Origin of the sequence: Streptomyces sp. BB1-1-1, from assembly GCF_031597775.1 — a bacterium.
GTDB classification, from domain to species: Bacteria; Actinomycetota; Actinomycetes; order Streptomycetales; family Streptomycetaceae; genus Streptomyces; species Streptomyces thinghirensis.
The window spans coordinates 2,071,153-2,096,361 of record NZ_CP134203.1; the positions used below are offsets into that span (position 1 = coordinate 2,071,153).

The window sequence follows — 25,209 nt, forward strand, 5'->3', positions numbered from 1 at the left end:
GCGCCGTGCTAGTTCGTGGTCGTCGGTGCCTACAGCTGGCGCGAAGAGCGACATCGGAGGCGGGGTTAGCGCGTTGCCGTGAGACGTTGGCTGCCCTGAGGGCGGACGAAGAGGACCACGAAACGCGCCCGCGTGATGGCGACGCGCAGGAGGCGTCTCTGGGCGCGCATACGTTCAGGGTCCCATCTGGGGTCGAGCAAAGTGCCTGTGTAGGGCCCTTCGACGATTACGACACCGTCGAATTCCTTGCCCTTGGAGCGGTGCATGCTCATCAGGGAGACTGGTTCTGGCGCTTGTTGGGCTGCAGTGAGGGATTCGGCGGCAAGGACGGCGCGGACTGTGGCTGCGGCTTCGCTGTAGGTGGACTGACCGTCCCAGGCATCAGACAGGCCCCAGGCCATCGCGTCGGTAGCGTGGAGTAGGCGCAGCAGGCGCGTGTGTTTGAGGACTTCTGCGAGTTCGCTGGAGCCGCGGAGGCGGTCACGGGCGGTCTGCCAGTCGGCGACCGGTTGCCCAATGTAGGAGATCCCAGCATCGTAGGCAGCAGTCACAGCCTTGACGCTCTTGGAACGGATGGTCTTGCCACTCGTGAATGCGACGAGCCCGTTCTCCAAGGGTTTGATCTTGCCGCGTGCGCCGACCGTGCCGCTGGTCAGCTTAACCCGGTAGAAGTCGGCAAGGGACTGCACGGTCCGGGCGATAGCCTCCGCGCGAGGTAGACCTGGCCACTCCATGATCGACGCGACGACGTAGCCGGCCGCTGCGGTCAGTTCGGGATCCCATTGCAGAGCGTGCTCAACTGCAGGAAGTGTGAGTTCTCCGGTGTCGGTGTCGGTGTCGAGGGTCTCGGACACCTGGCCCAGCAGGGAGTTGACGCTTGCGAGGACGGCGATCGTCGGAGTGCGCCCCAGCTGGGTGGCGAGGTGATCCCGCACGGCGACGACCCCCTTGTGGACACGGGTCTGCCAGGGAACGCCGTAGCCAGGGGTATAGGTCCAGGTGCGGACGTTGTCTGGCTGAGGGTGGGGGGCGTTGTTCAAGACTGCGTTGGCGTAGTCGAGTAGTCCGCCGCCGGGGCTGCGATGGTTGTCCTTGGACAAGTCGAAGGGCTTGGGGGCGAGGTGCGCCACGGCGTCATCGAGGCGTTGCTCTTCAACGCCGTCCAGGTGGTCGAAAATGCGCTGGTCAGGGTCGGCGAGGCAGATGACAGTGGAGGTGCCACTGAGGGCCTTGATCACGCGCCACTGGTCGGTGTTGGTGTCCTGAAACTCGTCGACGATGATCAGTGGATAGATGCTGCTGTAGAGGGCGCGCAGAGCGGCGCTACGCTCCAGGAGGGTCGCCGTTGTGCCAGCGAGGAGGTCGAAGACGTAGCGGCCCTCCTCAGTCGCGAGGCGATGGCGCTCGCTCTTCCAATCGCCGTCGAAGTCCGCCTGGATCTGCCGTTCGCGGTCGGGCGCGATGAACGAAGAAGGCCGGCCGGTGAGCAGTCGTCCGTGGCTGCGTACGACGTCGAGGAAGAAGGCGTGAAAAGTTCGTACTTCCAGGCGTTGGCGGCTGGCCCGGTTCAGGACTCCGGACATTCGGTCCGTGATCTGGCGTACGGCGGCGCGCGAGAAGCTGAGGAAAGCTACGCGCTGTTCGGGTTCGAGGGCGGCCAGCCTCGTCTGGGCCTTGAGAAGAGCGATGGTGGTTTTGCCGCAGCCTGGGCCGCCGACGATCAGAAGGTGGCCAGGAGCATCGAGGATCTCTTGCCGGACCGAGTCAATCTTCATCGGTCTCGTCCGAGTGCGCTGTGTCGCTGGTTTCTCCCCCGCTCGCGGGGGTCCCCAGATCGCGGTCGATCCGGAGAAGAAGATCGGCCAGTGCAGCGGGGAGTTGGCTGTGGCCCTGGCACTCAGCGATGAGCAGCGCGGCATAGCCGTCACCCTTGCGGGCCCACAGCACGTCATAAGTGAGGGCGCTCACGGCCGGGTCCGTGGCAGACGGGTCGGGGCGTGCACATCCGGAGGGATAGTCCGTGCGCTGGGCCACGGCGGCGAGGAAGCGACGCTGGGCGTCAACCGGCACTTCGGCGACCAGCAGCTTCTCGACGCTTTTGTAGTTGAGCACCGTGTAGTGCGTGAAGTCGGCAGTCTTGGCCGCAGCCTTCGCGTCGAGCGGCTTGTCGGGCTGATCGTGGATCCCGTAGACCGGCTTGCCCAATCCCTTGAAGACGGGGGCGAACAAGGGCACAGAGACGTCGTTCTGAGCGTCGAAGATCGTAACGCCAGCAAGGTCCAGAGGGACGTAGCCTGTGACGGCGGGGTCCGCCTCCAGCACGTCCGAGACGGCCGGGAACAGTGCCGCTTCCGCAGCGCCTTCCACCACCAGTACGGCACGGCCCAGGACAGCCTCAGCGAACTGCCGGCGGTTGTCGCGGTACTTCTTCAGCTTGAAGTCACCAGGCAGGACGACACGGTTGCTCCTGAGTGCGCCCTCTGAGTCGCGGCTGATCATGACGATGCGGGAGGGCTCGAACTTTTCGATCACGTACGGCGAATGAGAGGTGACGATCACCTGGCCCATGCGTTTGACCACGAAGTCGATGAGACGGCGCTGCGCGTGCGGCGGGAGCGCTATCTCCGGCTCCTCCATCGCGAAGATCACCGACTTGTCGCCCTTAAGTTCGGCGATGTAGGTGAGCAGGGCGAACACCAGCAGGTTCAGCGATCCGGTGCTCAGCCGGTTGAACGGCACGGCGTGCGGCCCGGGCTGGGTAGCGATGAACAGGCGCAATACCTCACGCAGGTGTTCACGGGTGAGTTCAGACGCCTTCAGATCGACCGGATCGGCGGTGTCGCCGAGGCTGACAAAGCGGTCGACGCGGTCGCGTATCTCAGTACGGATCTTTCCGAAACCAGATTCGGCCGCGGCGACTGCGACTTGGTCCAGGTCACGAAGCGCCTTCTCCCACAGCGGGCCCGCCAGCTCTGCCTCCAGTCGCACGATCGTGTCCAGGAGGGAGCCACGCTGAAAAGTAAGTGCTCTGCTGCCGGTGCGGTTCGGTCGCAGATAGAGGAATCCGCAGTGCCGCTTGTCCTCCCGAGTGAAGGATTTCAGCCCTGCGCCCAGGCCGGCCTCCTCCCCGTCAAGGCCATCCGGGACGCTCTCGGGGTGCGCGAAGAACGTTCCCCCGACGAAGTCGTCCTCCTGAGGGTCGTAGCGGCCGAGGAAGACTACCGGTAGGCACCATTCGCCGGTCTCGGCGTTTTCAACCGCGTCGGGGACTGTATCGAGGAAGTCGCTCGTCCGCGCCGACCAGCGGCGCAGATGGTTGCCGAACCGGCGCTCGGCGGCGTCGGAAAGATGGGTGAGGACCACCTCGATCCTCACTTCGGGCAGCTTGCCCTCCCGTTCCTGGTAGCACCCGCCGTAGAAGTCGTACTCGTCGACCACGGGCCGTCGGAACATGCGCTCGGGCCCGAGTACGAGCTCCAGCCCCTCACACACAGTCGACTTGCCGACGCTGTTCGAGCCGACCAACAAGGAGTGGCCATCCAGGTGAACGGTCCCGCCCTTCACGCCGCGGAAGTTCTCCAGGGTCACCCGCTGTACCTGCATGCTGCTCCCTCTCTTCGAGGGAGCAGGGCGCAGCTGACTCGCCGCCCCTGACGCTTCCTCGCGCGAAGGCCGTCGCCACAGGACAGATAGAAAGCATCCCCCGACGAAACCGAGACGATTCTACGACAAGCGGGATCTTCGTACCGCCTCTATATGCGAAGAATGCAGCGGGCGCACGAAGCTCTGCTGCCTACGATTCCGGGACCAACTGCGGCACCGTAGGCGAAGATCGGGGACATGAGCTTGTGGGGTATGGGACAGGAGACAGCCACCGCCGTCATGGGCGCCGGAGGAGCCGTGGTGGGCGCGGCCCTCACCGGGATGTTCACCGTTCGTGGTGCGCGACGGCAAGCCGCAGCGGCTGTCCAAGCCGGGCTCGCTCAAGCGGCCAGCGCCTACCTCGGCCCCCTCGACACGGCCCGCCGCGCGGCACAGAGGGAAGCCTACGTACAGCTCATGACGGCAGCCCAGAGCTACGCGACCGAGGTACACCCGGTCCTTCGGCTGGCCAGGGGGATGGACAGGGCGGTCGCGAACACAGACAGTCTCTCCCGCAGGGAGACTGCCAGAGAGGCCGCGGCGGAAGCGGACTTCCGGGACCGCATATCGGCGGTAAACAATCCGAACCCGGTATCGGCGGCTGTCCAGCATGTGGAGCTCGAAGGGCCCGCCGAGGTAGCCGAGGCCGCGCGGCAGGTGCGCGCCGCCACGACCGGCCTCTTCCGTACGCTTCGGCAGGCGGGGCGTAGCGAGCGCGTGGCCGGAGCAGCCGCCCCGCCGGACCCGGAGCGCTCCTGGACGCGTCATGAGGAGCTGCTCGCCGCGATCGAGCGGTTCACGCAGGCCGCGCAGGAGCACCTGAACCGCCGAGATCATCCACGCAGTGGCGAGCGGCCCGGGCGGTGGGCAAGGGTCTCCGCGTTCTTTAGCCGGAGCAGTGCCGGCCGGACAACCACGTGATCGCTCATTCACGGATGCCGACGCCGACTGGCCGGGCTGCACTTCACGATGTTGGTGTCCGTGGCAGTGCCCGCGACCTCTTGTACTATGCGCTCCTCGCCGTGGCGCGCATCGCGAAAACGCACGCGGCCCTCATCCGCGCCTCCGCCCACGTTCTCGCCATCACTGGGCGCTGACGGGTTTAGGGTGTCGCCTCATGACGCTGCTGATCGTGGGTGGGTCCGGGTTCCTGGGCACCGAGCTGGTTCGGCAAGCTGTATCGGTGGGGCGCACGACGGCCGCGACCTATACGACCAGGCCCGGCAGTGCTCCGGGGGTTACTTGGCGCAGCCTCGACCTGCGAGATCCAGGAAGCGTGGAAGCGGTCGTGGCCGAGGTGAACCCTCGCGTCATCGTGAATGCATCGAGTGGCGGGGCCGACTGGGCGGTCACAGCCGAGGGACCCATCCGTCTCGCGATCGCCGCGGCGAAGGCCGGAAGCAGAATGATCCAGGTCTCCACCGACGCCGTCTTTTCCGGCAAGAGCCATGTTCCCTACGACGAACACTGCAGGCCCGACCCCATCACCCCGTACGGGGCGGCGAAGGCCGCCGCGGAAACGGTGCTTCTGCTCCATCCGGACGCCGCCGTGGCCCGCACCTCGCTGATCATCGGTGACGGACAATCCCAGCACGAACGCACCGTCCACGAACTGGCCGCCGGCACCCGCGACGGAGTCCTCTTCACAGACGATGTCCGATGCCCGGTCCACGCGAGCGATCTGGCCGCAGCGCTCCTCGAACTCGCGTCGGGAGACACGACCGGCGTCCACCACCTCGGCGGGAACCGGGCTCTCAGCCGGTACGAGCTGGGCGTGCTCATCGCTCGACGCGACGGACTCGACGCATCACGACTGCCCACCGGCCTACGGGCCGACAGCACCCTTCCCGGCCCCCTCGACATCCGCCTAGACAGCCGCTCGACACAGCGCAAGCTGCGCACCACACTGCGGGGCGCGCACCAGTTCCTCGCCCCCACGGCCTGGACGGCGCAGCCCGCCGACCGCGCGCCACACGGGCGCCGGTAGAAGGACGACGCACGCGCAGTTCGGCGAAAGCGCATCGGGCGCTTCAGCATCCGCGCCGAATACGACTGGTGCGGCCAGTCATGGCGACGACGCGATGACCCTCCCGGCCCAGACGCAGAGGGCTTCGCCCCTTTCTCAGATGCCCTCCTGCCCCGCGTCCAGGCGCACACCATGGAAGGCGCCTGCAATGATGCTGTCCAGGCCCTTGCCGTCGCCGACGACCTCGGCCACTACCCTCCCTAGCTCACCGGGGGCAGCAAGCAGGGTGTCGAGGATCCGGTCACGAACCTTCTCGGACTTCAAGAAGTTCTCCAGGCTGTTCTCCAGCGCCCGCGACCTCAGCACCTCATCCGACTTCGCAGCTTGGATGACAAGCGCCATCAGACCGGCGACAGCGGACTCCGACAGGTCGTCGAACAGGGTGTTGAGGGTGTCGATGACCTCAAGTAGCGGGACCATTTCGGGGTCCTTCACCTTGGCCGTGCCCAGCGCGCTCGGCCCCGCCAGCTTGTCGCCCTTCTCGGTGACCGAGGCGTTCGTGAGGCCCTTGTCCTTCTGCTCGATAGCTACCAGCCGAGCGCTTGAGATGTCGATGTCATCGTGGGTTCGCTCGGCGTGGATCCATTGGGCCAATTCACGGCAGAACGCACACAGGTCTTCCAGTGGGGAGCCTGAGTAGTCGTACACCTGGGACAGGAAGTCGTACAGCCGCACGAACGAGGAGACGTTCTTACGGAACTGCCCCAGCCGCTCCTCGGCCTGAGTGTCCTCGTCACCCTGGGCCTGATCCCATGCGTGGGCGAACCGGTCCTGGGCCCGACTCATCGCGGCTGTGATCGCGTTGCGGTCACCCGCCTGAGCGCCTCGAATGAACTGGTCCACGTCCTGAGTGTCGAAGATTCCGAAGGTGCGCAGCCCCATTGCCAGCACGTGGAGTTGGTTGGGGTTGGTCTCGGTTTCGATCTCGGCTTCTTCGTAGTACGGCGCGAAGGCAGCCTGGATGTCCTTTGGCTCGTTGATGAAATCAAGGATGAATACCCTGTCCTTCACCAGCTTGCCCGTCCGGAAGGTACGGTTCAGGCGTGAGAGGGTCTGCACCGCTTGGATGCCGTCCAGACGCTTGTCGACATACATCGCGCACAGTAACGGTTGATCGAACCCGGTCTGGAACTTGTCCGCGGCTATCATGACGCGGTAATTAGGCTCGGTGAAAGCTTCGGCTAGGTCCGGTCCTGCACCCGGGTTCATCTTGGCTTCGGAGACCTCGTCGTGAATACCGGACTCCGGGTCGTCAAGGGTTCCGGAGAAGGCAACAAGGGTGCCCAGGTCGTACCCCTTGGACTTGATATACCTGTCGATTGCCAGCTTGTACCGCAGCGCATGCTTGCGCTCCGATGTAACGATCATGGCCTTCGCGTGGCCGTCGAGCAGACCGGCCACATTTACCCGGAAGTGCTCGACGATGATCTCGACCTTCTGGGCGATGTTCGTCGGATGCAGGCGCACGAACCGCTTCAACGCCTTGGCCGCCGCGGTCTTCTCGACCAGGTTGTCCTCGTCGTCGGCGGAGACGTTGACACCGTTCTTCTTGATTGCTTCGGCGATCTGGTAAACGGTCCCGTAGTTCTGGTAACGAGGCAGGACGTTCAGGATGAATCCTTCCTGAATGGCCTGCTTCATCGAGTACACGTCGAATGCGGAGGGCTTAGCCTCGGGCGTCTTGCGGCGCCCGAACAGTTCGATCGTCTTGGGCTTCGGGGTAGCGGTGAACGCGAAGAACGACACGTTGGGGGTCGGGGCATCGGCAAACACGTTGATCGTGTCCTCGGTGTCGACCTCTGCCCCCTCGTCGACTTCCTGGCCTCCGGCGCGCAGGACCTGACGCACCTTCTTTGCCGTGGCGCCGGCCTGCGAGGAGTGTGCCTCGTCCGCGATGACCGCGAACCGGTGCCCGGCCAGAGAGTCGTCCTGCACCAGAAGCTTGAGCACAGCCGGGAAGGTCTGGATGGTCACCACCACGATGCGGCGACGGTCCTGAAGTGCCTTAAGTAGGGCACGGGACTTGGAGCCTTCGTCGGTGCGGGCCCGCTTGTCGACGTTGTAGACGTAGTCCGGCTTGCCCTCGATCTGCAGGACCGCGCGCTGCATCTGATCGTCGAGCACCGTGCGGTCGGTGATCACCAGCACCGTGTCGAAGACCTTGCGCCCGGTGTGGTCGTGCAGGTTCGACAGGCGGTGTGCGGTCCATCCGATCGTATTCGTCTTGCCCGACCCTGCTGAGTGCTGGATGAGGAACCGTCCACCCACGTTCTCAGCATTGATCTGCTCGACCATCCGCGAGACGGCCTGCCACTGGTGGAAGCGCGGGAATATCACGTTGGTCGAGGTCTTACGCTCCCGCGTAATCGCGTTCGTGCTGGTCTTAACGTCCACGAACAGCGTGGACCCAAAGATGTCCAGCCACGTGTCGCGGGCCATCACTTGCTCCCACAGATATGCGGTGGCCGGCCCGTGCTCGTTGACTGGGTTGCCCGCGCCACCGTTGTTGCCCTTGTTGAATGGCAGGAAGTAGGTGTTCTCGCCGTCCAGTTGGGTGGTCATACGGACCTCGGACTCGGTGACCACGAAGTGCACGAGCGCCCCGGTGCCGAACGCCAGCAGTGGCTCTCCCTTGGGCTTGCGGTCCTGGGCGTACTGCTTGACCGCGGCGTCGATCGACTGCTTGAAGTTGGTCTTCAGCTCGAACGTGGCAACCGGGATGCCGTTGATGAACGCGACCAGATCGATGCTGTCGTGTGGCTTCTGCCGCGAGTAGTACACCTGCCGCATGATCCGCAGGCGCACCTTGTCGTAGGCGGCCATGCGGGTGGCGTTCGTCGGGTCCGCCGGGCGCCACTGGACCATTTTCAGCTCGTCCCGCAGCCCTATGGGAACGTCCGAGCGCAGCAACTGCAGGGTTCCGCCAGGGCCACCGCCCTTGTTGTCCAACGGTGTGGAGCGCAGCTGCACGACAAGGTCCAGCAAAGCCTCCTTCGCCGGTTCCGCCCGCGGGCCGGAACCCGTACTGCGCTTCCACGCCTGAGGGTCCAGGTCTTCAAACCAGTCGAACAAGTCCTCCGGGAACAGGGCACGCTCCGCGTCATACCCCTCCCCGTTCGGTGAGTACAGCCACCCGTGAGCCTCGAGGTGCTCACAGATTTGCCGCTCGAACCGCTCCTCATACGTCAAGTCCACCACGGCTCAGGCCCCCTTCATGATGTCGATCTGTCCGGTCACGGCCGCTGTGACGAGCGCGATACGACGCTCCTTCGCGAGTCCCATGTGTCGCCGTGTCTCCGCGATCAATTTGTTGATCTTCGCCGTCTCCCGGTCCAGGTGATCTGCGATCTGACGCTGGTCGGCGAGAGGCGGGGAAGGAATGCGAAGAGCTCGCAATTTCTCAGCGGTGAAATGAGCAATCGTCGACTTGTTACCGAGGACGCTGATAATCCCTCGGTCCCGATAGATCCGGAGCGTGTAGGCCAGGAACCGAGGGTCTACCTGACCCGTGGGACGCGCCCGGTTCACAGTCTTCTGGAACGACCAGCCAGGCATGTCCTCACCGAGAACGACGCTGGTTCCGACTGAACCGCCCTCAACCACTAGGACGTCTCCTGCACGCAAGTCGAGTCGCCGAATTTCGGAAGGCGAGTACGGCATTTCCCTAACGTCTTCGAGTGCAAGTCCTGAGTCCTGGATGTTCGCTGCCCGAACGTACGGGAGCATCTTGTCGGTGGGACGAACCTCCTTACCGGCGTCAAGCATCTTCCCGAGCACAACCTCGTAATTGCGTCCGACGGGAAGGAACGGAACGGGAGACTGGGTCCCAACGTGGAGTGGGTCAACACCTCGCAGAATGTGGTGCTCGACAAGCCCGTCCCGCCTTTCGTGCAACCGCCTTACGAATCGCTCTTGCGCAGCGATAAGGCTGTCGATCTCCATCGTTTCCCGATCCAGGTGATCGGCGATGGCGCATTGCTCGAGACCTGATGGGAGCGGGAGGGGAATGGCGGCCAGCTTCTCGGCCGTCAGATGCGGCATGGAGACGATGTTGCAATACCTTCGGATGAACCCCGTTGCACGCAGGGCGATCAGGTAGTACGCAAGAAATCGCCCGTCACTATCAGCGCTCGACCTGATTCGGTTGATCGAGTTCTGGAACCCCCATCCGTCGAGGTCTTCACCGACGTACGCGGCACGGCCGAAACCACCCTGTCCGCCCTCGACCACAACGACGTCGCCCTGCCGAAGGCTGAGACTGTTCAGCTCACCGGGCGAGAACCACATTTTCTTAACGTCGTCCAGCGAGAGCACACCGTCGGGCTGGACGTTGGCCGCCCTCATGTACGGAGCCAAGACGTCTTGACCGGTGTCTTTCGCCTGAAGCATCTTGCCCAGGGTGACGCTGCCCAGATGCTTGACCTGACCGAATGCCCACGGCTTCTGGGTGTCTCCCCAGGGAAGAGGGGTGCTCACTTGCCTTCCTCCACCTTGCGCAGCAGGCCGAGAATCTCCTGCAGGGAATCGTCGAGGTCGGCATCGATCTCAGAAAGGGTGCGCGGGGGGACATACTTGTAGAAATGGAGGGGGAAGGGAATCTCGTAGCCCACCTTGGTCTTGGTGTGGTCGAGCCAGGCGTCCCCGAAATGCGGCTTTACCTCCGCATCGAAGTACGCCTTGATAGTGGCATCCTTGGCGTCGTGGCTCTTGGGGTACCCGTTCCAGCCGAAGGGGATGTTCTCGGTATCACGCAGGGAGGCGTCGGGCTCTGGCTTCCCCTTGTTCTTGCCGGACTGGAATCGGCAGATGTCGGCATTCTCATCTCGCTCACCGAGGATCTGCCATAGGGTCTTGCGCTGGGCGGAGGTCAGGCTAATACCACGGGAACCGAGGTGCTTACCCAAGTCGTTAAGGAAGTCCTCACGATTGAGGTACTGGCCCCCGTTGAAGGAGTTCAGGGCGCCGATGAGGCCATCGATGTTACCGAGTCCCTTGTGCTCCTGAACGAGGACGACACGCTCGGGGGTTGTCTCGAAGTTCCGGCGCAGGGGCCGCTCGACGGTAATCTGCCAAGAGGCGAAATCGAGATTCTCGAAGATCTTGGAGGTGTCCGAGGACTCCATGTCCGCGTACTGCTGGAGCACGCGCTTACGGGCGGCCTCGTCAATCTCAATGCGCTTGGAGCCCAACGACGGACGCATCTTGACGCCCAGGGCGGTGGCGTCGATGAGCTGCATTTTCCCTTTGCGCTCACGGTGCTTTTTGTTGTCGAAGATCCATAGGTACGTGGGAATTCCGGTGTTGTAAAACATGTCGTTCGGGAGGGCGACGATGGCTTCGACCAGGTCGTTTTCCAGCAACCATCCCCGGATATTGCTGGAGCCGCTCCCGGCACCGCCAGAGAACAGCGGAGAACCGTTCAGAACGATACCGGCGCGGGCGCCGCCGTCCTGGCCGTCAGGGGGGCTCATCTTGGCGATCGCGTGTTGCACGAACAGCAGGGCGCCATCAGAGGTCGGGGGCAGACCAGCCCCGAAGCGACCGCTAAAGCCCCTCTTATGCTCCTTCTCCACGTCCTCCGCGATGTTCTTCCAGTCCACGCCGTAGGGCGGATTGGAGAGGATGTAGTTGAAGCTGTCATCAGGGAACAGGTCGTTGGTCAGGGTGTTGCCCAGCACGATGTTCTGGGGATTCTGGCCCTTGGCGAGCATGTCGGAGCGGCACATGGCGTACGACTCAGATCGCAGTTCCTGCCCGTACAGGAGTAGCTCCGCATCCAGGTTCATGCGCTGCAGGTGCTCCTCTGCCACGCTGAGCATGCCGCCGGTGCCGACGGTGGGGTCGTAAATGCTGCGGATGGCGTCGCCGGCCAGCGCGTTGTCATCCTCGGCGAACAGCAAGTCGACAAGCAGGTTGATCGCATCGCGGGGTGTGTAGTGATCACCGGACTCAGCGTTGGACGACTCGAAGTCCATGTAGATGAGGTGCTCGAACAGCTCGCCCATCTTGGAGTTCGGCACAGTCTCGGGAGATAGGTCGAGGTCGCGGAACTGGCGGACGATCGTGGCGAGGATGCCGCCCTTCCTCATCCGCTCAATGTGCTGGGGCAGGTGGAAGTTCGCAAATACGTCGATGTCCTTGCTAAACCCGCGCACGTACTCGAGCAGGTTGTCGGCCATGTCGTCGCCAGAGTCGTACACCGTGGCCAGGGTGTGCGTCGTCGTGTTATAGAACTTCACACCGCCAGTGAAAGACTTGATCATCTTCACACGCAGCGTCTCGTTCGGCTGCTGAGCAACGATCGCGGCAACCTGGGCGCGGTGGGGCGCCATGACGCACTCCAGGCGCCGCAAGATCGTCATAGGCAGGATGACGTCACCTGCCTTGTTGCGGGCATAGACCCCGCGCAGCGTGTCGGCGACGGCCCAGACGTCCTTCTGCAGGTCGACCACTTAAGTTGTCCTTCCTAGCACGGATGCAAGGCACCCGCTGAGAGACTGACCAGTGACGGTGCTGGTCTGCACACCAAAATGTAAATGGTGCCACTGACAGCACCGGCCCCGTTACAGAAGATGGGCTGACCCTACTTCGGCGGCACGACGACTGGTTGGGACGACAACTGACCGCTACTGCCCCCTGCGCCCCGCTGGCTGCCGATCGGGCCGCGGCGGCGGGCGGAGCCCGCTAATCTCTGGCTGCTGTCGAGATCCAGGAACCCGCCGGGCCGCCGTAGATCAATCTGGACAAAGTGGACCTGGAGCGGCCCGCCTGGAGGATCTACCCGGCCACCCTGTCCCCGCGCGAGCAGTGCGTGGTCTACAGCAGACCGTCGTGGGGTGCCCGTTCAATCCGGTGGATGGGCATCGCTACAGCAGGTGGTGTCGCCGACCAATGCGCGGTCGGTCAGCCGGCCCTTTGCTCGGTCTCCGGCACCGGTGGCAGCCAGTGCACGGCGTTGCCTCGGAAGGACGCGTGGATCGGCTCGAGGTCTGGGCCGCAGGTGTCGTCGAGAGCGGTGACGTTGATGCCAATCTCCGGGATGTCGCTATCGATCGCGGCAAGGCGGCTGCCGCAGGTCGGGCAGAAGCCGCGTTTCGCCTTGCCTTCGAAGGTCTCGTACCAGGTCGGCTCGCCGCCCTCACCGGTCCAGGTGACTGTCTCAAATCCCACCCACCACATCACCGGCGAGCCGCCAAGCCTTTGACAGTGGCGGCAGAAGCAGGTGTGGGGGAAGACAGCCGGACCTCGAGTGGTGAAGCGGATACGGCCGCACAGACAACCGCCGGTACGTTTTTCGGCTGGTTCGGCTCCCTGGGCTTCGGCGGTGGGACTGGTGTTCATAAGGTGACTCCCGTGCTTTTCGGCAAGTTAGGCCCTCAGCGTGTCATCGGTTCTATGATCGCCAGGCCGCTATTGGTACGGCCCTGCGACTGGTGGGTCCGCATGTTCAGGTGCCGCGTGTTCATTCAAATGCGAGAACGGCCGTCCGTCATCGGCGGAATGCCGGGCAGCAGGTCGGGCTGGGGACCTGACGGCGCCGTCCATTGTCCACCAAGTCGATTCCGGAAACTCCCACCCGAACGCACAGTGCCAGCCCATGTACAACAGCCCGGGAATCTGACAAGAGAAAATGCCTCCTGGGCTCCGGCCGTGGTCTGTCACGGCCGTCGAGCCGCCTAGGACTTGTCCGCCCGATCATGTGACTGTCTGACTGATGTCTCGTTGTGTCAGGCATGGGGCGGGGCGACTTGACGGATGCCGAGTGGGAACGGCTGCGGCCGTTCCTGCCGGTCAGCAACGGACGTTGTGGCCGGTGGCGGGATCACCGGCAGGTGATCGACGGGATCCTGCACCGAGTTCGGACCGGAGTGCAGTGGCGGGATCTTCCAGAGCGGTTCGGCCCCTGGAAGACCGTCTACGAACGGCATCGGCAGTGGTCGGCCGACGGCACGTGGGAGCGTCTGCTGCAGCAGGTCCAGGCCGCCGCGGACGCCGCCGGCGAGATCGACTGGGACATCTCGGTCGACTCCACCATCGTGCGGGCTCACCAGCACGCGGCCGGTGCCCGCATCGATCCGCCGCCGGCACCCGCGTCAAAGGGGGCCGAAGAAGGCGAACATCAGCCCGAAACACCGTGGCAGAGCCTCCTCGCCCGTCTGGTGGAGGTGGTGCAGGAGGTGAGGGCCTGGGCCGCTCGCGGGGCGGGTTCACCAGCAAACTCCACCTGAGCGCCGACGGCCGCTGCCGTCCGCTGTCCCTGGTCGTCACCGCAGGGCAGCGGGCGGACTGCACCCAGTTCCAGACGGTGCTGGCGAAGATCCGCGTTCCGCGGGTCGGTCCGGGTCGGCCCCGCACGAAGCCCGACAGCCTTGCGGCGGACAAGGGATACAGCAACGGCCCGTGCCGTGAGTACCTGCGGCGCCGGGGCATCCGGCACGCGATCCCGGAGAAGACCGACAGCCAGGCCGCCCGCCTACGCAAAGGCTCGCGCGGCGGACGGCCACCCGGTTTCGACGAAGAGCGGTACAAGAAGCGCAACACCGTGGAGCGGACGATCAACAGGCTGAAGCAGTCCCGGGCCGTCGCCACTCGCTATGACAAGCGCGGCTACGTCTTCCTCGGCACCGTAACCACCGCAGCTCTGCTGATCTGGCTTCGGAGTTGAGCCCCGGCCTCACAAAACGATCGGCCGGTACGCCAGGGCCTGATCGACCACCTCATCAGCCGAAAGGTCCCCCTCCGGCGGCCAGAAGATCAAGTCACTGACGTGACCGGACGGGCAGGCGAGGGCTTTGTCGAGCCTGTCCAGCCAGCCGGCCACCTCGTCGTCGGAGGCGCAGCCCACATCCATGATCCGCTGCACAAGCGTGACCGCCTCCGCACGGCTCATCTCCACTGCACTCATCAGGTCCCTCCGCCGCAGCCACCGTATCGGGACGTGTGATCGCCCGGACAGGTCCTAGGTGGAGGTCGTGGGACAGCCGGGCGGTGGTGAAGCGGTGAAGCGGCCACGGTGACCGTCAGCGCGTCAGTCTGAGGCGTGCCGTCTCTGCAGCACGGGACGCGGCTTCAATCAGCCCAAGTTCGCCTGCGAGGGTTCCCACGAAGGCATCGACCGCCTCGATCGCGCGGCCCTCCATGGTGGCGGGCTCTGCGAAGTACGCCGCGAACTCTCCGCCGCCGATGGTCGCCATGGCGGGCCGGCGGGCCTGGTAGTCGGCCCACATCGGTCTGTAGACGGCGCGCACCCGATCGAGTTCGGTTTCGTCGATCTCCTCGTGCCGGAGGCGGCGGACTGTTTGCTGACGAGCCTTCCAGATGGCGATGTGGTGCTGGACGGAGACCGGCCCGAACGGGCCGGGAAGGGCTCGTTCGATCCTCGGCATACCCGGCTGGACTGGCCAGGGCGAGTACAACTCCGTGAGGACCGAGGTCAGTCTGTCGATTTCGATCCGCCCGGTCCGCTCGCCCTCCTCAAGGACGAGCTGGGCAGCGCGCCGTTGCTTGAGAGTGGCTGACGGGTGGGCAAGTTGCTCGACGATGGCACGGACGTTCTGGCTTCGCCGGACGGCGGTCGTCTGGCCCGTGGCGCGCGCATGCGTGCGCCAGGCACGGCGCGCCTGCGACGTGAACACGATCGCGTCGTCGATCAGCCACAGGTACAGCACGACACGGATCAGGGAGCGTTGCGGGATGCGCCCCAGCGGGGAGCGCTCTCGGGCCCCGAGAAGTCTGGTGAACAACTCGCGTTGCTCGGGCGGGAACACCCGCGGATCGCTGCCGTGCGCGCAGGTCTTACGCGGCTCGGGATTGGCCAGCATGCCGTCCTCGACCCAGGAGGTCACCATCCGGGGACTGGCTTTCACGCCCAGCGCGAGCGCGTCGGCGACCAGATCGGCCGAAGTTCCCTCGACCCACGTGATGGCCCGATTCCCGTTCATGGCACCGAACTTACATCGAGATTCAAGCCCCGGGAGCTGCATTCAACGCACGTCAGCCATAAGGCTTGGGACCAGCAGAAACTGCGCCTCGCACCGTATCCCTGCCAGGAACACGCGGTGCGGGGGCAGCCGACTCATCCCCTGAACGGAGACCGTCATGACCCACCGTACGCACCGCCCGGCCCCAAAGCGGCGTCGCGCCCGCCACCGTCTTGTCGAGGGCCTTGGGCAAGCCGCGCTCTACGCCGCTTCCGCCACGTTGGCCGGCGGGCTGGTCCGCGAGCTCCTCCAACTGGTCCACATGTCTGTTTCCTCGTGCTGACCTGAGCGGACGCCCTCCAGAACCGGGGCAGCGCGATCGGGTAGAGCACTGGATGCGAGCCGTTCGGCCTGCCCGTCCTACGCACCCACGCAAAGGCCGCCGGAATCATCCTGATTCCGGGGGCCTTCAGCGGTGTGGCGGGAGAGGTTACTTCTCGTCGGTGGAGTCGTCCCTACGACGTCGGCGGGCCGCGTAGAGGGCGCCTCCGCCGGCGGCGATCAGCACTCCGGCGCCGCCGATCATCCACGGGGTGGCGTCCGCGCCGGTGTGCGCGAGCGAGCCCGCAGGGGTGGGGGCCGCGGTGCTCGACGCGGTCTCGTCGGTGGTCGGGGTGTCCGTGGCCGAAGCCGAAGCCGACGGGGCCGGGGTGCCCTCGTCCTTGCCGGGCTTGTCCGGCGTGGGCCGGTCACTCGGCTTGTCGGTGGGCTTGTCGCTCGGCTTGTCGGTGGGCTTCTCCGTGGGCGGCGGGGTGGTGGCGGTCTTGGCGTTGGTGACGGTCACCGTCACGGGATCGTCCGGCTTGGCCTTGAACGCCTTCGACGGCTTGTAGATCTCGTAGCCGTCGGGCGCCTTGACTTGCTTGACCCAGAAGTCGCCGCTGGTACGGGAATTGAGGGGCAGCTTGCCGCTTGCCGTGCCGTCGGAGCCGGTGGTCAGCGTCAGGAGGGTCTTGTCGCCGCTGCCGATGTTGACCGTGGACCCGGCCAGCAGCTTGCCGGTCTTGTCGTCCTTGGCCTTCAGCAGGACCGAGGCGTCCTTGAACGGATCCACGATCGTCAGGGGCGTGTCGGCGCCGGGAGTGACGATCACGTCCTGGTCGTCGACAGTGTCATGCAACGGGCTGCCGCTGGAGATCTCCTTGAGACGGTAGACCCCGGGAGCGAGGTCCTGCAGGGCGAGCTGTCCCTGGGCGTTGGTCTTGCCGCTGGCGGCCTCCTTCCCCGCGGAGTCGAAGAGAGTGAAGGCCGCCCCGGCGAGGACGTCGCCGCCGGGGTCCTTCTTCAGGATGGCCACACCGCCGGACTCCGTCTCGGCCGCGCTCTTCGGAGTCGAGGACGCGGAAGCGGACGGGGTGGGCTCGGGACTCTGAGCCGAGGCGGTCGGCGCCCAGGACAGGCTGCCGGTCATGGTGGCGGCGACGGCCACAGCAGCTGGAAGGGTGCGAACGGAGCGGATGCGCAAGTAGGGACTCTCCAAGGGAACACGTGCGATTGATGGAGCAGGGTGGTGATTCAGCGGGAGCGGCCAGGCGCCGGACACGGAGATGCTGTCGCCGGGGCGGCCGGTGGACGGGAAGGCGCGGTGATCGCGTATCTGCGGGCTGCGGCACGGACGAGCTGCTGTTGCTGCTGTACGGGCAGCTGCTCGATGCCGGACAGGCCCTGGGCGATGGCCAGACCGAAGGGGGAGCCTGCCTCGATGCCGGCGGCCTGCACGATCTGCGCTGCGGCCTCGGCTTCGACCAGGACGCCGTAGGTGCTGGGGACACCGAGCATGTGCTCGGCGTGGTCGCGGGCACCGCCGAGGACTTCGGTAAGCGGGACGTCGTCATCGTTCAGACAGTCCTCGACGATGTCGAGGAGGGTCAGTGTCGCGCTGTGCAGCCGGTCACGGAACGCAGGATCCGTGATCCAGAATCCGTTCGGGCCCGACGGCGGAGGCGGGCCAGAGACCGCGGTGGCCGGCGGTGGCTGTCGGTGCGAGGGGAACCATCGGGGCGGGGACATCCGGAACTCCGTGGCGAGGTGGGTGGTCAGCGGCTGCGGGGCGAAAACGCGGTGGTGGGTGTGGGCTGGGCGACCGGTCGGGCTGGCCGTCGGGACACGGCACGCTCCGGGAACCAGACGTGGGCGTACTGCTCGATCGCGGTGCGCAGCCCCGTGCCGTCCGCGCCGTGCCACGGCGGCTGACTGCTGTTTGCATGCCAGTCCCGGATGACGGCGTAGCCGTCGCGGCCGGCCACGAGCCCGCGGGCGGTGTCGCGGCGTTCAAAGGTGCCGTGATCGGCGAAGCGAAGGATCGCGGTGTCGAGGACACCCTGCTCGGGGTGGACGACACGAAGGCGCAGTCCGTCGTACTCGCCGTGGCGGATGGTCGGGGCGAATCCGATGCACAGCCGCAGCTCCGAGTTTGGCTGCGGGGCTGCGTACAGGGCGTCGCCGACGATGGCGTACTGGTAGAAGGACAGTTCGAGGACGTCATCGAAGAACTGCTGTGCGTGAAGGGGCACATGACCTCACAGGCAAAGTGGGCGATCTGGCAGGTCAGCGGCGCGGGCTGGAGGGACGGGCGGGCAGGAGCGCTGAAGGGGTCGTGGTGGTGCTCCAGCGCGGGACGCTGCGCGTGGTGAGTGCGGGACGCCGTCTCGGCGCGGTGCGGTGGACGTCGAGGGGTGTGGGCACCGGGGGCGGCGGCGGTGTGACGGGCACGAGCTGGGCGTGATCACGCAGTCCGCGCGACAGGAAGTCCTTCCAGCGCGGCAGCGGCGCGGGGTCGGACACGCTCTGGGTGATGGCCTTCACCAGCGGCGTCGGGGTGTTGGTGGAGGCGGTGGCGTACCAGCGGGCGTATCCGTTCTTCGGGCCGCCCCACATGTACCAGCGGGCCTCCAGCGTGGTGAGTTCCCTCTCCGCGTCGAGCCGGCCGGTGGCGTATTCCAGGCCGGCCATCCCGTCCGGGGTCTGCAGTTCCATCACACCCCACCGTGGATGCTGGATCTGCCAGCCGCGGTTGATCAGAGGGGCGACCGCGTTGAAGGCGGCGAGTTCGGGTCCGTGGGGTCGGGCTGGGCGAGGTAGTGCTCGGTCCCGTCCTGGTATGCCTGGGCCAGGGCCGTGGTGAAGGCGGTGACGAACTCGGTGGGGCAGCTGTCGTTGAAGCTGACGCCCCAGGCGGGCGGCCCGAAGCGATCCGCATAGGCGTTGATACGCCACAGTCCGTCGTCGTCGCCTTCGGGCAGGAAGCCGAGACGGACCTTGTGGTCGGGGGCGTTGAGGTAGGCGTTGCCGAGGTCGTCGTGGGTCAGCTCCCAGCCGAGCTGCATCAAGGGCTCAAGGGCAGGGTCGCCGATGCCGGTGGTACCGGCCAGGTAGCGGGGGAAGACGTAGACATCGCCGTCGATGTCGAGGTCGGGATCGGTCAATTGGACATCCGGGAGGGTCGGGGCGGGCGCGCGGCCAGGCTCTAGGCGGGGGTGACCTGGACGGCCAGGTGCCGGTACGCCTCGGTGGAGCGGGCCTGCGCGTCTGCGGCGTTGGCGCCGGTGGTGATCAGGTAGCCGATGCGGGCGGTGAACATGTCTCCGCCGTCCTGCGGCAGGACGAGGCGGTCACCGACTTCCCGCTGGAAGCTGACGCGCTCGAGCCAGGGGAAGTCGTCGTCGAGGCGGCGCTCGGTGAGGGTGCCGGAGTAAGCGGGGTAGACCAGCCGGATCGCCGCCGCCCGGCTGCGTGTCGAAGTGAGGTCGGGAGCCAGTCCGCAGGCCACGTCAGCGGCGGCGCGGGGCAGGTCGACGCCGGTGGCCAGGCGCACGAGGTGGCCGATCATGTCGCCGCCCAGGCGGGCGTTGACCTCGACCAGGCGCGGGCGCCCGTTCACCAGGCGCATCTCGACGTGCTGGACGCCGTCGGTGATGCCGAGCGCCTTGACGGCTGCCGCGGCGACGGGGGCGACCTGGGCGAGCAGTGGGTCGGCCGCGTCGACGCAGTGGGCGACCTCTTCGAAGAACGGCGGGTCGCCGAGGGTCTTGCGGGTGACGGCGACCGCCGTGGTGTGGCCGCGGTGCGTGACGCACTCGACGCTCACTTCCGGGCCGTCGAGGAATTCCTCCACCAGGACGTGGGTGCTTTCGATACCGTCGCGCGCTCCCGCCGAGGCGAACTCGAAGCAGGCTGGCAGTTCCTCCACGCGGTCCACGCGGATGACGCCGATGCTGGCGGCGCGGGCAGCGGGCTTGAGGACGATGGGGTAGCCGATGGTCTCGGCGGCAAGCGCTGCCTCCAGCAGTGTGCCTGCGGTCATGGAGGAGGCCGAGGGGACTCCGTGCCGGGCGAACAAGGTGCGGGCGGTGGCCTTGTTGCGGGCCGCCTCCATCACCTCCGGGCTGTTCGTGGGCAGGCCGAGCCGGCGTGCGAGGCGGGCGGTCTGGGTGAGGTACCACTCGGTCCACGTCGCTACGCCAGCCAGCTGGTGGCGGTCGGCCAGGGCCCGACCGGCCTGGGCGAGCGCCTCGGCGTCGTCGGGGTCGGCGATCTCGAAGTCGCTGATGAATTCCTTTTCCCACGTGGGCTCGCCGGGGGTGATCAGCACGATGTCGTAGGACGCGGAGACGCTTTCGAGACAGTAGCCGCGGTACGCCTGCGCCTCCGGACCGGAGGTCGTCGTGACGAGGATGGTGCGAGAGAGCAAGGAGGCACTCCAAAGTGGATGAGCTGAGGCGTAGTTGAGAGGTGACGCGCAGGAGTTCAGGGGGTGCGGCGGCGGCGCAGCTCGAAGGCGGGAGCCCAGTGGGGGTGGTCCTCGATCAACTTGCGGGCGTAGAAAGCGGTGTAGTTGTTGTTGAGGCCGCGCACGCCCTGGGGCAGCCGCCACCGCAGTTCTTCGAAGAGGCCCTTGAGCCCGATGCGGGTGGCCCCGGCGGCTATCCGTTCGGCGGTCAGCCGCTCCAGGGCCCGGTAGACGTAGGGGTGCTCGCAGTCGAAGGCCAGGAACTGGTCGGTGAGCGTGGGCCGGGAGCCAGCGCGAAGCGAGGGACGAAACACCGGCAGTACGGTCTGGGTCGCCGTGGCGTCGGTCGTGCGCATCGGATGGGTCTCCAAGGTGAACGGTGGGGCGGCCGGCAGGTCAGGCGAGGGAGGCGCGCAGGCCGGGAAGGGTGCGCAGGCGCGCGAAGGCGATGAACAGGCCGAGGGCCTGCAGAACGGCGCAGCCGGTGATCACGTGGCCGAGCAGGGTGGGCGGCACAGCGGCAATGAGGACGCCGGCCACCGGAAAGGGCAGCAGGAGGACGAGGATCGTCAACGCCAGGGTGCTGCCGAACACCTCGGCGGGGATGAGATGGGAGCGCAGCGTGCGCAGTACGACGGTCATGCCGCCCTCGCTGGCCATGAGCACCGCGATCAGCACGAGGTACGCGGTGTAGGTGTGGGTCAGTGAGACAGCCAGGCAGGCGCTGGCGGCGATGGAGGCGGAGAGAGCACCGACCGGCCATAGGCCCCACCGGTCGATGGCGCGTCGGCAGACGGCGACCGTGACCAGTGTTGCTGCGGCGGCTACGGACCAGATCACGCCGACGTCTGCGCTGGAGTGTCCGAGCTGTTTGACCACGATCACCGGGGCCGCGGCCTGGAGCAGGCCCACAGCCAGGTTCGACAAGGTCAGCCCAGTGATCAGCCAGGCCAGCGCGGGGAGCGACTTGAGTGTGGTCCAGCCGGTGTGCAGCCCCTTGAGGATCGGCTCCGGGGCGGCAGTCCGCTGCGGTACGTGTTGCCGGGGGGCGAACGCGCAGGCGAGGAGGGAGAAGGCGGCGATCGTGGTCAGCATCCCGGATGCCCCGGCCTGCTCCAGGAGCAGGCCGGCGAGTGCGGGTCCGGCCAGGGTGCCGACCTGGTCGATGCCGAGCAGGACGGACTGCACGCGGTGGGCACGCTCGCCGGCCGCTCGGCTGGCCACGCCGCCCGCGGTTTCGGCGGCGATGTAGGAGAACTCTGTGAGCACGCCGGTCAGGGCGGCGAGCGCCATGACCGTGATGGTGGTGCTGAGACCGCCCTGCAGTTCGGGCAGAGCCAGCGCCGCGGCCAGGACGACGACTGCTCGTGCCCCGGAGGCGAGGCGGAAGACGCGGGTGGTGCCGTAGCGGTCGGTCATCGCCCCGGCGAGAGCGAAAGCGCCGAGGCGCGGGATCCACTCCAGCGCGAACGCGAGACCGGTCAGTGCGGCGGAGTTGGTGGTGGCGAGCACCAGCAGGGGGATGCCGTACGTGGTCATGGCGAACGCGCCGGCGTCCATGCTGCGGGGCAGGTAGATGCCGCGCAGCAGGGTGGGGACCGGGCGGCGGGCATGCCGCGGTCCGACACGGGTTCTCACGCAGCGCGCCCGCCTTCCGCCGGCTCCTGCGAGGAGCGGGCGTCGGCGTGATCCAGGGCGCGGGGGTTGGGCTGCAGCCAGTCGGTCAGGGCACTGCGAGGTGCCGATGGCTCCGGCGTCGGCCCGCTCGGGTGCGGGTCGCGGCTGTGCAGCTGGAGGGTGTGCTGAACCCGGGTGACGAAGTCGACGGTGACGGCGGGGAATTGGCGGGCGCGGGCCCAGCGGGCCGCGGTGTCGTAGACCTCGGCGAGGGCCTCGCCGCTCTCGGTGAGCCGGTAGCGGTCGGGGGTCGTTTCGTCGGAGTGGACCAGGTGGAGGGCGCGGGCGGTGTCGATGGCGTGGCGCAGTTGCCCGGGAGTGAGATCGCCGAAGGCACCTTGCAGGCTGCCGCGCCGGTGGCTGATGGGACCGTTGTCGTCGATCTCGGTGATCAGGCGTATCAGGCCCGGCAGGGTGAGGGTCCGAATGGCGCGGCGTTCGTGCAGGAGGCTGTCGGGCAGGGCGCGGGTCATCGGCGCGGGCCTCCTGTCGGGGAGACCGGACGGGCCGGTATCTGGTGGGAGAAGAGGTCGCCCGTCTTCCACGCCGGGCTGTCCGGGGCCGTGGTGGTCAGGGCGGGGCCGGCGGACCGTACTGCGGGAGCTGCGGGTGTCGTACGCCGCGACGGGGTGGTCGCCCAGGGGCCGGAACGGTTCTGCGAAGGGGCCGGGCCCTGCCCCCGAGGTCGGCGGGCATCGGTCTCGGCGGGCGGGGCGGTGGCCCAGGCGGAGATCGCCTGGAAGACGGGGGAAAGTGCCCGGCCGCTGGCGGACAGCTGGTAGTCGCCGGAGCCGCTGGCCGTGATGAGGCCGTCGGCGGCCAGTCGCTCCAGCGGCTTGTAGACGGCGGTCAGGCCGTAGCCGGGCATGGCTTCGGTGGCCAGGGTCTTGGCGGTCGCGCTGCCCCGGGCCTGCAGGGACCACAGGATCGGGGTGGCGTGCCGCGGCGCGATCAGGGCGAGCGCGTCGTCGATGTTCTGGGCCGGCGGGATCCGCTCGGGCTCCATCTCGCCGGTGGTCTTGTTGGCGACCGTGTCCTTCTCCAGATACGTGTCGCCCCAGGACGCGATCGTGGCGAGGACCGGCATCAGCGCGGCGCCGCGGCTGGTGAGGCCGTAGGTGACGTGGCGTGGGGCGTACTCCGTGCGTTCGACCACGTCGGCGCTGGTGAGGTGGCGCAGCCGGGGGTGGAGCTGTCCGTCCGCGAGCCACGGGAGCCGGGGCTTGATCTCGGCGTAGCGCAGTGTCTGCGAGGAGAGGGTCATCAGCACCCACACGCTCCAGCGCGGGACGAGGAGATCCAGGGTCTTGGTGACGCCGGAGAGGTCGTGCGATGCGGAGGGGGGCGGCGCGGTGGTGGCCAAGGAAGGGGCTCCTCAAGCGGTACGAGTGGATCAGCGGGTGCGGGAGGCGGCGGCCGTCGGGGCCGCGGGCACGGGCGGAGCCGGGGGTTGGGTGTCCGGGGCCGTGGCGCGGCGCAGGCCGCCCAGGACGGCGCCGGTGCTCTTGGCGTAGGCGTCGCGGGTGGCGACGGACTCCGCGATGCGGCGGGCGCAGTCGAGGATGTGGCCGGCGTCGAACGGGCCGATCTCCCTGTCGGGGGACGTGAGTTCGCGCAGGCGTTCCAGCTGGAAGGCGATGTTGCGTTCGGCGAAGGCCAGGGCGCTGTGGTTGCCGGTCAGGGCGGCGAGCAGGGTGCTCTCGGGGACGTCGGCGAGGGCTTCGAGTTCAGCGAGCGGCTGTCCGTACAGCGCCTCGATGCGCTGGGCGATGATTTGGGAAACGGCGTGGGCAGGGTCGTCTGGCTGGGGCAATCGGTGTGGCTTTCAGGGGCGTCGGGCCCGCACCGCCCCGGCTCGGGGTCCGGCCGGGGCGGGCGGCGCTGTGGCGGTGACCTTGGGTCGCGGCCCGGCGCGCGGAACGTTCGGGTGGCCCGGCGGCGGCATGGTGAGGAGCAGCTCGTCGAGGGCGGATCCGTAGAGGTCGCAATTGGCCTCAGCGGCCTCAATCCACTGGTCGTGACGGTGCAAGTCGTCGCTGGACAGCTCGCCCATCTGGCAGTCGGACTCGGCGATGTTGTGCACCCGCTCCAGGTGCTCCTCGGCGACGGCGAGGAAGCTCCGCAACTCCAGTGCGCACTGGAGTGCGGCATTCGCCTCACCGCAGGCTGACTGCGCGTACAGCGCGTTCACTTCGGTGCCGAACGCTTCCTGCAGTGCCGCATCGCGGCTGGTCGATTTGTCGATGACGCTCACCGTGCTGCCCCTCGCGCGGTCGTGTTCCGCGCGCTGGGCAGCGTGGGCGGGGAGGTGGGCAGAGCCGGAGCACGACGGGCTGCGGGGGACGCACCGCGCCACGCGCCGGGGCCTCGCTTACCGGGTGCGTCGGGGTCGAGGAGGTAGTTCACGACCATGGCGCGGCCGTCGCGGGAGGCGACAGCGGAGTTGACCTGGTGGGCCAACTCCATGACGGGATCGTCGAGTACGTCCGCCGGCTGGGTGCCCAGCGCCTCGACGAGCGCGTCTTCCGCGGTGTCGAGTGCCTGTTGCGTTTCGGTGAGCAGGCCGTGCCAGTGCACAAGGGTGGTGGCCTCGGGGTTGGCCTGCGGTGCCGCCTCAACCGCCCGGCGCAGGTCGGCGAGCGGCATCTGGAATCGGTCCTCGATGCGCTCGGTGAGGACGCTCATCACGTCCTCGCTGGTGTCGGGCACAGCGTGGCTCCCTTCATTTCGAGGATTCCGGTGCAGCAATGGGAAATTGGGGCGCGGCTGGTTAGTCCAGGCACATGTAGACGGTCCGGTAGACGTACGTGCCGGACACCCAGCCCGTTACGCCGGTCTTCTTGTCCGTGATGTAGACCCACGAGCCGGTCTTGGTCTTCTTGTGGACGGTGAACTTGTGGGTCCGGTAGAGGACTCCGACGGCGGTCGACTTCGACGACGCCTTCGAGCGGATGGTGACCGCGCTCGTACCGTGCACCTTGTACGGGTCTGCCTTGTGGCACGAGGTGGAGGCAGCGACGGCGCCCGGGGCTGCGGCGTTGGCGGCCGTAGCGGTGACGGCGGGCAGTGCGAGTGCCGCACAGACCGCTGCGGCAGCGGCAACGCGAGTAATGCGCACGGATTTTGTCCTAACTGACGATGGAGAAGGAATGCGG

The 25,209-nt window shown here is 66.9% G+C and carries 25 protein-coding genes; 3 read left to right on the forward strand and 22 right to left on the reverse strand.

Annotation, left to right across the window (positions count from 1 at the left end; genetic code table 11):
- Positions 1-65: 65 nt before the first annotated feature.
- Both RI578_RS09545 and RI578_RS09550 read right to left on the reverse strand, forming a co-directional pair.
- Positions 66-1,775 carry an ATP-dependent helicase gene (locus tag RI578_RS09545; RefSeq protein ID WP_310870700.1) on the reverse strand — a complete coding sequence of 570 codons (1,710 nt, stop codon included), beginning with the start codon at positions 1,773-1,775 and terminating at the stop codon, positions 66-68.
- Positions 1,765-3,603, reverse strand: coding sequence for an AAA family ATPase (locus tag RI578_RS09550; protein WP_310870701.1), 1,839 nt, complete (start codon positions 3,601-3,603; stop codon positions 1,765-1,767). The genes RI578_RS09545 and RI578_RS09550 overlap by 11 nt, the downstream gene beginning before the upstream one ends.
- Positions 3,604-3,840: 237 nt before the next feature.
- On the opposite strand from RI578_RS09550, the gene RI578_RS09555 reads away from it, so the two are divergent.
- Together RI578_RS09555 and RI578_RS09560 are read left to right on the forward strand one after the other, a co-directional pair.
- Entirely contained in the window at positions 3,841-4,563 is a 723-nt protein-coding gene (locus tag RI578_RS09555; protein ID WP_159037350.1) for a hypothetical protein, read from the forward strand.
- A 196-nt stretch (positions 4,564-4,759) separates the two neighbouring features.
- Positions 4,760-5,629 (forward strand): sugar nucleotide-binding protein, encoded by an 870-nt coding sequence (locus tag RI578_RS09560; protein ID WP_053928722.1) that lies wholly within the window; start codon positions 4,760-4,762, stop codon positions 5,627-5,629.
- Between the two features lie 135 nt (positions 5,630-5,764).
- Here the strand turns inward: RI578_RS09560 and RI578_RS09565 are convergent, their stop codons facing one another.
- From RI578_RS09565 to RI578_RS09580, 4 genes are all read right to left on the reverse strand, one after another.
- Entirely contained in the window at positions 5,765-8,866 is a 3,102-nt protein-coding gene (locus RI578_RS09565; protein ID WP_234351770.1) for a type I restriction endonuclease subunit R, read from the reverse strand.
- 3 nt (positions 8,867-8,869) lie between these two features.
- Positions 8,870-10,144 carry a restriction endonuclease subunit S gene (locus RI578_RS09570; protein WP_310870702.1) on the reverse strand — a complete coding sequence of 425 codons (1,275 nt, stop codon included), beginning with the start codon at positions 10,142-10,144 and terminating at the stop codon, positions 8,870-8,872.
- Positions 10,141-12,120 carry a class I SAM-dependent DNA methyltransferase gene (locus RI578_RS09575; protein WP_310870703.1) on the reverse strand — a complete coding sequence of 660 codons (1,980 nt, stop codon included), beginning with the start codon at positions 12,118-12,120 and terminating at the stop codon, positions 10,141-10,143. The genes RI578_RS09570 and RI578_RS09575 overlap by 4 nt, the downstream gene beginning before the upstream one ends.
- A 451-nt stretch (positions 12,121-12,571) precedes the next feature.
- Complete coding sequence (locus RI578_RS09580; RefSeq protein WP_310870704.1) at positions 12,572-13,009, reverse strand: GFA family protein; 438 nt, start codon at positions 13,007-13,009, stop codon at positions 12,572-12,574.
- Positions 13,010-13,401: 392 nt separating this feature from the next.
- Here RI578_RS09580 and RI578_RS09585 point away from each other — a divergent pair.
- Positions 13,402-14,333, forward strand: a protein-coding gene (locus RI578_RS09585; protein WP_399059783.1) for an IS5 family transposase whose coding sequence is annotated in 2 segments (ribosomal slippage) — positions 13,402-13,734 and positions 13,737-14,333 — 930 coding nt in all. Because the reading frame shifts where the segments join, the coding sequence is not laid out codon by codon here.
- A gap of 9 nt (positions 14,334-14,342) precedes the next feature.
- On the opposite strand, the gene RI578_RS09590 is transcribed toward RI578_RS09585, so the two are convergent.
- The 16 genes from RI578_RS09590 to RI578_RS09665 form a co-directional block, all read right to left on the reverse strand.
- A complete protein-coding gene (locus RI578_RS09590; protein WP_310870705.1) occupies positions 14,343-14,573 on the reverse strand; it encodes an e9imm peptide in 231 nt (76 codons plus the stop codon).
- Positions 14,574-14,688: 115 nt separating this feature from the next.
- Positions 14,689-15,609, reverse strand: coding sequence for a hypothetical protein (locus tag RI578_RS09595; RefSeq protein WP_053928727.1), 921 nt, complete (start codon positions 15,607-15,609; stop codon positions 14,689-14,691).
- A gap of 469 nt (positions 15,610-16,078) precedes the next feature.
- The gene (locus tag RI578_RS09600; protein WP_310870706.1) at positions 16,079-17,113 is read right to left on the reverse strand and encodes a SpaA isopeptide-forming pilin-related protein; all 1,035 of its coding nucleotides are present in this window, start codon (positions 17,111-17,113) and stop codon (positions 16,079-16,081) included.
- A 50-nt stretch (positions 17,114-17,163) separates the two neighbouring features.
- The gene (locus tag RI578_RS09605; RefSeq protein ID WP_310870707.1) at positions 17,164-17,658 is read right to left on the reverse strand and encodes a hypothetical protein; all 495 of its coding nucleotides are present in this window, start codon (positions 17,656-17,658) and stop codon (positions 17,164-17,166) included.
- Positions 17,659-17,684: 26 nt separating this feature from the next.
- Positions 17,685-18,161 (reverse strand): hypothetical protein, encoded by a 477-nt coding sequence (locus RI578_RS09610; RefSeq protein WP_310870708.1) that lies wholly within the window; start codon positions 18,159-18,161, stop codon positions 17,685-17,687.
- A 34-nt stretch (positions 18,162-18,195) separates the two neighbouring features.
- The gene (locus tag RI578_RS09615; protein WP_310870709.1) at positions 18,196-18,624 is read right to left on the reverse strand and encodes a DUF317 domain-containing protein; all 429 of its coding nucleotides are present in this window, start codon (positions 18,622-18,624) and stop codon (positions 18,196-18,198) included.
- A gap of 41 nt (positions 18,625-18,665) precedes the next feature.
- Positions 18,666-19,073, reverse strand: coding sequence for a DUF317 domain-containing protein (locus RI578_RS09620; RefSeq protein WP_310870710.1), 408 nt, complete (start codon positions 19,071-19,073; stop codon positions 18,666-18,668).
- A 41-nt stretch (positions 19,074-19,114) separates the two neighbouring features.
- Positions 19,115-20,338 carry an ATP-grasp domain-containing protein gene (locus tag RI578_RS09625; RefSeq protein ID WP_310870711.1) on the reverse strand — a complete coding sequence of 408 codons (1,224 nt, stop codon included), beginning with the start codon at positions 20,336-20,338 and terminating at the stop codon, positions 19,115-19,117.
- Between the two features lie 56 nt (positions 20,339-20,394).
- Positions 20,395-20,733, reverse strand: a complete 339-nt coding sequence (locus RI578_RS09630) for a hypothetical protein (protein WP_310870712.1) — start codon at positions 20,731-20,733, stop codon at positions 20,395-20,397.
- Positions 20,734-20,773: 40 nt separating this feature from the next.
- On the reverse strand, positions 20,774-22,015 hold the full coding sequence (locus RI578_RS09635; RefSeq protein ID WP_310870713.1) for an MFS transporter: 1,242 nt from the start codon (positions 22,013-22,015) through the stop codon (positions 20,774-20,776).
- On the reverse strand, positions 22,012-22,527 hold the full coding sequence (locus RI578_RS09640; RefSeq protein ID WP_310870714.1) for a hypothetical protein: 516 nt from the start codon (positions 22,525-22,527) through the stop codon (positions 22,012-22,014). The genes RI578_RS09635 and RI578_RS09640 overlap by 4 nt, the downstream gene beginning before the upstream one ends.
- Positions 22,524-23,417, reverse strand: coding sequence for a winged helix-turn-helix transcriptional regulator (locus RI578_RS09645; protein ID WP_310870715.1), 894 nt, complete (start codon positions 23,415-23,417; stop codon positions 22,524-22,526). The genes RI578_RS09640 and RI578_RS09645 overlap by 4 nt, the downstream gene beginning before the upstream one ends.
- Positions 23,418-23,447: 30 nt before the next feature.
- Entirely contained in the window at positions 23,448-23,867 is a 420-nt protein-coding gene (locus RI578_RS09650) for a hypothetical protein (protein ID WP_310870716.1), read from the reverse strand.
- A 12-nt stretch (positions 23,868-23,879) separates the two neighbouring features.
- Positions 23,880-24,308: a hypothetical protein gene (locus RI578_RS09655; protein ID WP_310870717.1), complete on the reverse strand. Its 429-nt coding sequence runs from the start codon at positions 24,306-24,308 to the stop codon at positions 23,880-23,882.
- Positions 24,305-24,763 carry a hypothetical protein gene (locus RI578_RS09660; RefSeq protein WP_310870718.1) on the reverse strand — a complete coding sequence of 153 codons (459 nt, stop codon included), beginning with the start codon at positions 24,761-24,763 and terminating at the stop codon, positions 24,305-24,307. Before RI578_RS09660 ends, RI578_RS09655 begins: the two co-directional genes overlap by 4 nt.
- 61 nt (positions 24,764-24,824) lie before the next feature.
- Positions 24,825-25,172: an SH3 domain-containing protein gene (locus tag RI578_RS09665; protein WP_053928736.1), complete on the reverse strand. Its 348-nt coding sequence runs from the start codon at positions 25,170-25,172 to the stop codon at positions 24,825-24,827.
- Positions 25,173-25,209: the final 37 nt, after the last annotated feature.